Source organism: Patescibacteria group bacterium, assembly GCA_026397045.1.
Taxonomy (GTDB): domain Bacteria; phylum Patescibacteriota; class Saccharimonadia; order CAILAD01; family BJGX01; genus JAPLVO01.
This window is the reverse complement of sequence record JAPLVO010000018.1, coordinates 1-6,066: the sequence shown is the minus strand read 5'-3', so window position 1 is coordinate 6,066 and position 6,066 is coordinate 1. Positions and strand designations below refer to the sequence as shown.

General features: G+C 42.9%; 6 protein-coding genes. 2 read left to right on the top strand and 4 right to left on the bottom strand.

Translation table 11 applies throughout. The features are described from left to right. Nucleotides 1-717: hypothetical protein (locus NT111_03360; protein MCX6805024.1), on the top strand; the 717-nt coding region annotated here is incomplete at its 5' end. A 285-nt stretch (nucleotides 718-1,002) separates the two neighbouring features. Next, nucleotides 1,003-2,055: a glycosyltransferase family 1 protein gene (locus NT111_03355; protein MCX6805023.1), complete on the top strand. Its 1,053-nt coding sequence runs from the start codon at nucleotides 1,003-1,005 to the stop codon at nucleotides 2,053-2,055. Between the two features lie 57 nt (nucleotides 2,056-2,112). On the opposite strand, the gene NT111_03350 is transcribed toward NT111_03355, so the two are convergent. The 4 genes from NT111_03350 to NT111_03335 all read right to left on the bottom strand — a co-directional run bounded on the left by NT111_03350 (nucleotide 2,113) and on the right by NT111_03335 (nucleotide 5,857). Continuing rightward, entirely contained in the window at nucleotides 2,113-3,168 is a 1,056-nt protein-coding gene (locus NT111_03350; protein ID MCX6805022.1) for an NlpC/P60 family protein, read from the bottom strand. A 140-nt stretch (nucleotides 3,169-3,308) separates the two neighbouring features. Continuing rightward, on the bottom strand, nucleotides 3,309-4,334 hold the full coding sequence (locus NT111_03345; GenBank protein MCX6805021.1) for a beta-galactosidase: 1,026 nt from the start codon (nucleotides 4,332-4,334) through the stop codon (nucleotides 3,309-3,311). A gap of 52 nt (nucleotides 4,335-4,386) precedes the next feature. Further along, nucleotides 4,387-5,493, bottom strand: coding sequence for a hypothetical protein (locus NT111_03340; protein ID MCX6805020.1), 1,107 nt, complete (start codon nucleotides 5,491-5,493; stop codon nucleotides 4,387-4,389). Nucleotides 5,494-5,602: 109 nt separating this feature from the next. Beyond that, entirely contained in the window at nucleotides 5,603-5,857 is a 255-nt protein-coding gene (locus NT111_03335) for a WhiB family transcriptional regulator (protein MCX6805019.1), read from the bottom strand. Nucleotides 5,858-6,066 lie beyond the last annotated feature (209 nt).

The window sequence follows — 6,066 nt, the reverse complement described above, 5'->3', positions numbered from 1 at the left end:
GCAATGTACTGGAGTTGTTTTGCCATTTCGGTGGCTTTGTTATTATTGTATGGACGCTTTTTATTTATAAATTACGGCGTAGTATTGCCATCCCAGCTATATGGCAAAAATGGTCAATTATTTAGAGCAAACATGCTTTACAACTTTATGGCAATATTATTCGATAGAGTAAAGGGTGTATTAATTTACTTCCCAATATTAATTGTTTCTGGCCCATATATATATAGGTTTTATCTAGAATTGAAGAGTAATATATTAAAAGCTTATAACAATAGAAGGGTAGAGCCAGAGTCATATTTATTCGTTGGTTTGGCTATTGGCATGCTCCTTTTATTCTTTACTCAGCTGGGCTTTGATGATTGGAGTGGATCCTTTTCTCCTAATGGTAGGTACATGTTAGTTTTTATATTGCTAGTTATATTCTTGATAGCTAAATATATAAATTACAAAAATATTTTAGAAAGATATGTGCTGATAATATTTACTTCACTAAATTTTATAATTACTTTTTACATGGCATACAAAGTAACTATATATTTAGACACCGGCAAGGAAGGTTTTTTGGCTCAAAAGATATTTATGGATACCGCACTACCATTATTCGACCTAGCTGTTACTGGCAAAAACTTAGTAGGCATCGTGTATTCAATATTACTTTCTGTAATATTAGTAATTATGAATTTAGCCCTATTTAGATTGTATAAAAAACCAAAATAGTAAAGGCTGAGCCCCAAGATTCAAAATAATAAACTCAATCAAGATAAAAAATTTACAATAATATCCGAATACTCCTTGCCGAACGGTACTGCACTTTATCTTTTAAAAAGGGTAGAGTAGCACATACAGGCACTATGCCCGAATGAGCTACCTTGGTTGGTTTGTATAAATTACAGAATTTATGAATTAAAAGTTTGGTAATTTATGGGTTATAATATAAACCTATGAAAATACTAATTGATGGCAGGGGAATAAATAAGACAGGCATCGGTAGGTATATCCACATTGCGCGAGCTTTTGCTTATTGATAAAAAAAACGACTACGAACTGCTTATTAGGCCGGAAGATAGGGCTGGTCTAAAACTTTCCGCACCTAATTTAGAATTGGTCGACGCAGATGCAAAGTGGTTCGGAGCAAAAGAGCAGACCGCACTTATAAATATAATAAATACCCGCAAACCCGATCTCGTTCATTTTACTAATTTCAACTTCCCAGTTGCCTACAAGGGTAAGTTTGTAATAACAATTCATGATTTGACCTTGCTGCATTTTAAGAATCTTAGGTCTTCAGTGGCCGAACGGATGTATTATCTTCTTAAGGAGCAGATCATGCGCAATGTAGTCCTGAAACAGGGAATAGGGCGCGCAAGGGCCGTGCTTGTTCCCACAGAGTATGTCAAAGAAGATGTAGTTAAGACTTTCAGGGTCAGGCGAAATAAGGTAGTTACCACTCATGAAGCGGTGGGCAAAGATTTTGCTACTCCTAGATTTAACCTTCCGAAGGCAGGCATAAATAAGCCATTCTTACTGTATATAGGTAACGCCTACCCCCACAAAAACCTAGAGAGGATGATAATGGCTTTTGGGCGGCTTATCACTAAGTATATGTTGGATTACCAGCTTGTAATCGCGGGCAAAAAAGATTCTTTTCACAATGCCCTAGAGCAAGCTGTTGTAGAGGCTAAATTGCAAGACAGGGTTGTCTTTACGGGCTATGTCACCGACGCACAGCTCGCTAGCCTTTATAACTCTGCTAGCCTGTATGTTTTCCCTTCGCTTTCAGAGGGGTTCGGGTTGCCACCGCTCGAGGCTATGGCGCACGGCCTGCCGGTGGCTAGTAGTAAGGCTACCTGTCTGCCAGAAGTGCTTGGGGACGCAGCAGTTTATTTTGACCCCAAGAGTATTGCAAGCATGTCTAGGGTAATGCTGTCGGTTCTGACCGATCCGAAGTTGTCCAGCAAACTCACTAAGCTTGGCTACCGGCAAGTAAAAAAGTACAGCTGGAAAAAAACTGCCCAGGGAACCCTAGATGTTTATGAGCGCGTACTGCGCAATTAGACATAAAATTAATGGCTCGGTGGAAAATCCACCGAGCCATTATTGCAACAATTCTACTCAGCGACCCGGCCAAGAAGGCGGAGCATACGCCCAGCCCAGGTATTGGCCAATATAGGTTGTGCTGTGCTGCCAGACTGGCAGATTTTGGCCACCATAGCCTTGGGTTGATATAACTTGGTCATTACCTATTGAGACGCCAATGTGCCCATAGCCACCACCGCCACCGTAAAATACCAGTGCCCCTGCTGGGGGCTTTGTGCCGGTGTTTATTCGGCCATTACTAGCTTGCCATTGGTAATGCGCTATGGCACTAGGGAATCTGCCGCGAGTACCAAAGGCAACTTCGGCAAATCCCTCACAGTATCCACTCCAGGATCGACCGAATTCATCGCTCCAGCGTGGATTAGCTGAATTCTTTTCTGCTATTGCCCAGCTTACTGCTTTTTGCTCTCGCGATGAAATCACGGGTGGAGGAGCAGCAGGAGAGTACAACCTGGCTCTGTTCACGGGGTCCCATAGTATAGATCCCCCTTGAAAGTCCTGCTTATATATACCGCTCCATACATATTCATCACTTACTGGGTAGCCCAGTCCTCCCGCTGGTCCCCCCTGAGAGTTGAGCCAGAAGTTTCTGGTATCCCCTCGTACAGAGCGAACAATACCTGTCTGATCTGCTCTTGCTAGGGTGGTATTGTTTTGATTACCTCCAGCAAAGTGCTGAATCCAACCCGCCCCCCAGCGATAGTCGCTGCCCGTAGGGTAGCCTATGATAGCTGTGGCCATCCCGCCCCAGCGAGCTTCGATATATGCCCACTGACGGTATACCACAGAGTATGCAGCCCCAGAGCAATTTGCCTGCATGATTGCACCCTTGCCGCTCCATCCACCGACAAAATCCTGAGTACATCCAGCATTCCAGCTATGGACAGCGTTTATTGCGTCTCCTATTCTGGGTTGTCCGCCAATTAAATTAAAGGCGCTAATGAAGGCTGCAGGGTTATTGCTGCCTGCCCCCGGCGCATAGCTTGCAGCGGATGCTGTAGTTGAGCCAATCACAAGGCTCATTATTGTTACTATCACTAAAGGTATAGCTGCTATTTTTATTTTTTTCATGTCACCCTCCTAAGGTGTTTTGAAGGTTCTGGTCATAGCCTAATTTACTATTAATACATTTCGCAAGCATGGGGCGTAATGATAATGGCTCAAGCTTTACATCTTGAGGCTAATGGTAGATTGCTACCTAAGTCAGAGCTTTATTTTTTGAGTCCCTTAACAGCATCCCACATTTCTGGCCGGCCAGACTGTTTCATATACCACCACCATTCAGCACCCCACAAATCAAAATTCTTTATTTTAGTTTCACGGGCATACTGGATATTTTCGTAGAACTGCTTGGGGCTCATGGACTTAGTAGATTCTTCATAGCTTAGAGTCTCATTACCAACTGGGCCCCAGGCTTCCGCTTGAAGTTCATGTATTTTTATATTTTGTCCTAGAAGGGCACTTATGACACTGGCTTTCCACCAAAAATATGTACCATTTTGCGGATATTTCCAGTAGCCTTGCTGCTTGTTCCAGTGCCATCGATACATAGAGAACCCAAACCAATCACCAAATGGGCCTTTTAGCGGGAAGCCAAATTGATCGGACTGGGTGAGTGTCACTGGCCTAGTACTGTCTACAGATTTGAGGGCATCAAGCTCCCTGGATAACTGGAGGTTGGTTAATAGCTTCCCGGGACAGCTTCCAAAGCTTTTTAGCAGGAATTCGTTTTCTAATTGCCACCCAGCTAGGTTAGGGTTATTCTTGTAGTGTTCGACCACCTGCTTTACCATATCTATGGCGTACTTAGATGCAGCGGATGTATCGGAAGTATCTACCCAATCAGGATAAAAACATTCGGGGTAGCGAATATTTTTTTGGCCAACTACTAAAGTAATCTTTGCATCTCTTTTGCTAGCCTCACTTATCATCCAGTCTAGTTCGGCGAATTCATATTCTCCTTGCCTAGGCTCTATCCTATTCCAGTATGCAGCTAACCTGATGTTCTTAAAGCCCAATTCATCAAGCATCGCTATGTAGCCTTCTCTCCAATCGCCTTCGTAGCGTTCGGCTTGAACCTGGCTATAGCTAACACCAATGGTTTCAGTTGAATACTTATTTATGCGATTATATCTAATCATCAGTAATAAGTTTTCAAAAATAACTACCAGCAGGATAACAAGAGCTAGCAGTAGTGCTTTCTGGTATTTTTTTAGGTCTTTAACTTTTTTAGACATATTAGCTATTTTACTAGTAGACAGAAAATTACACAAAGCTAACTGGCCTCGTCTAAGACGAGGCCAGTGGTAGGGGCTTGAGATACCAAGGATGATTTGGGTCGCTGCTAGCCCGATTCCGAACCAGCACTTTAGCTTTCTGGATATCGTTGCTAATGTCCAAACCCTGCTCGATCCCTGACTTTATCCCGGTAACACAATGATGAATTGATTTGAAAAGGCTCTGGTATTCTGACTCTGAAGGCGAAACCTCCAGAATCATAAGTGCCAGATTGACGCTACTCAGACCTTTAGGGTCCCGAGTTTTGAGGTTAATAAGCTCGCGCACGATCATTAATGATATCTCTGCGCTAAAAAGCTCTATAACCTTCGCCTGTGCCTCTTTGGTATCGAGCCCCTCTGGGTAAAGGTAATCACAGTATAGCGAAGCCCAGAGTACTGGCTTTATCCGTGCTCGAGTTAACTTTATTTCGAGCTGTCTAGCTAATGCCGGTGCGGATAGCCGATATTTACCCATGTCTCTTATATCGTCATGGATAGATCCAATTATCGTTTCGGCAAAAATTGCCCGTGTATCAACAGAACTCTTGCTGATATCCTCAAAGCTTAGCCTGGCCGACAAGCGACTTTCCATAGCGACATGCTTACTAGCAGCCGCACCGGGGTTTTTGCGCCCAGCTGAGTCGTGGATAGTAGGCTTGATAAGTCCGGCCTGTTTTGCGAGTGCTGAATTCCTACTGCTTAGGCTTCGGCTAATGGCCTCCACAATCTCGCTAAAACTATTTAGCCTATCGGCATCTAGTTTCATACCCTGCCAGTTGTCTGTGTAGCCCTGCCTAATGCTAGCAAGTATATCTCTATACATAGTTAGCTCTGCTTGGCTTCGGCCTATACTCTGGGTCGCATTTTTTCCGCTGGTTGCCAACGTCGGCAAGAATAGTAGGCTAGTATATTCATTTTTGTCGACTGGCCGAACAATTGTACAGATTTCTCCTACCGCATCTTTATCCTCATAGGTAGATTTTGTTACTAGATAGAACTTCCATCCACTTCCTGCTAGCCCGGCCGCGAATATACGCCTAGCAATAACACTGTTATTCAAGGCTTTGCCTGGGGTGCAAAGAACTTCCTCTTTGCCATACCAAATACTCGTCATCATATTCCTCTCAAAGAACCCACTCCGCAATTTGCGAAGTTTTACTATTGTACAATATTTTATTATATTATACAAATTAAAGAGCCCCGTACTTCGGGGCTCTAGCCGAAATTTAATTCGGTCGATATTTTCTGATATTCTTTCTTTGTCTATCGCTAGTGCCACCCCAAACACCAATTTCATAGTTTTCGAGAGCAAATCTAAGGCAAATATCAATTACTGGGCAGCGCGAGCACATCGCCTTGGCAGTATTTTGGTCTTTTGTGCTGCTCGAAAAAAATATTTCCGTAGCTGCGTTTCTGCAAATGCCCATTTCCATCCAATGGTAAATTAGGTTTTCGTCATAAGGCATTGGTTTGGTCGACATTCCTCCTCCTTGGTACTCAAGCAGCTTAGTAAAAAGCTGAATTTCATTTAATATATTAAAACAAATATTTGTATTAGTCAATAATTTAAATCTTGACCATATTAATCTCAACAGATATAATCACTAGGTATATATGAATATTCCGAAGTAGCTCTTCGCCATAGTGCGAAGGTAGGCAGCTGGAAAGTAAATAGTCCGGAGTAGCTCAG

What these genes read in the sequence shown, in the direction of transcription:
- NT111_03350 (MCX6805022.1), bottom strand. Translation starts at nt 3,168, where the DNA reads ATGAAAAAAATAAAAATAGCAGCTATACCTTTAGTGATAGTAACAATA.
- NT111_03340 (MCX6805020.1), bottom strand. Translation starts at nt 5,493, where the DNA reads ATGATGACGAGTATTTGGTATGGCAAAGAGGAAGTTCTTTGCACCCCA.
- NT111_03345 (MCX6805021.1), bottom strand. Translation starts at nt 4,334, where the DNA reads ATGTCTAAAAAAGTTAAAGACCTAAAAAAATACCAGAAAGCACTACTG.
- NT111_03335 (MCX6805019.1), bottom strand. Translation starts at nt 5,857, where the DNA reads ATGTCGACCAAACCAATGCCTTATGACGAAAACCTAATTTACCATTGG.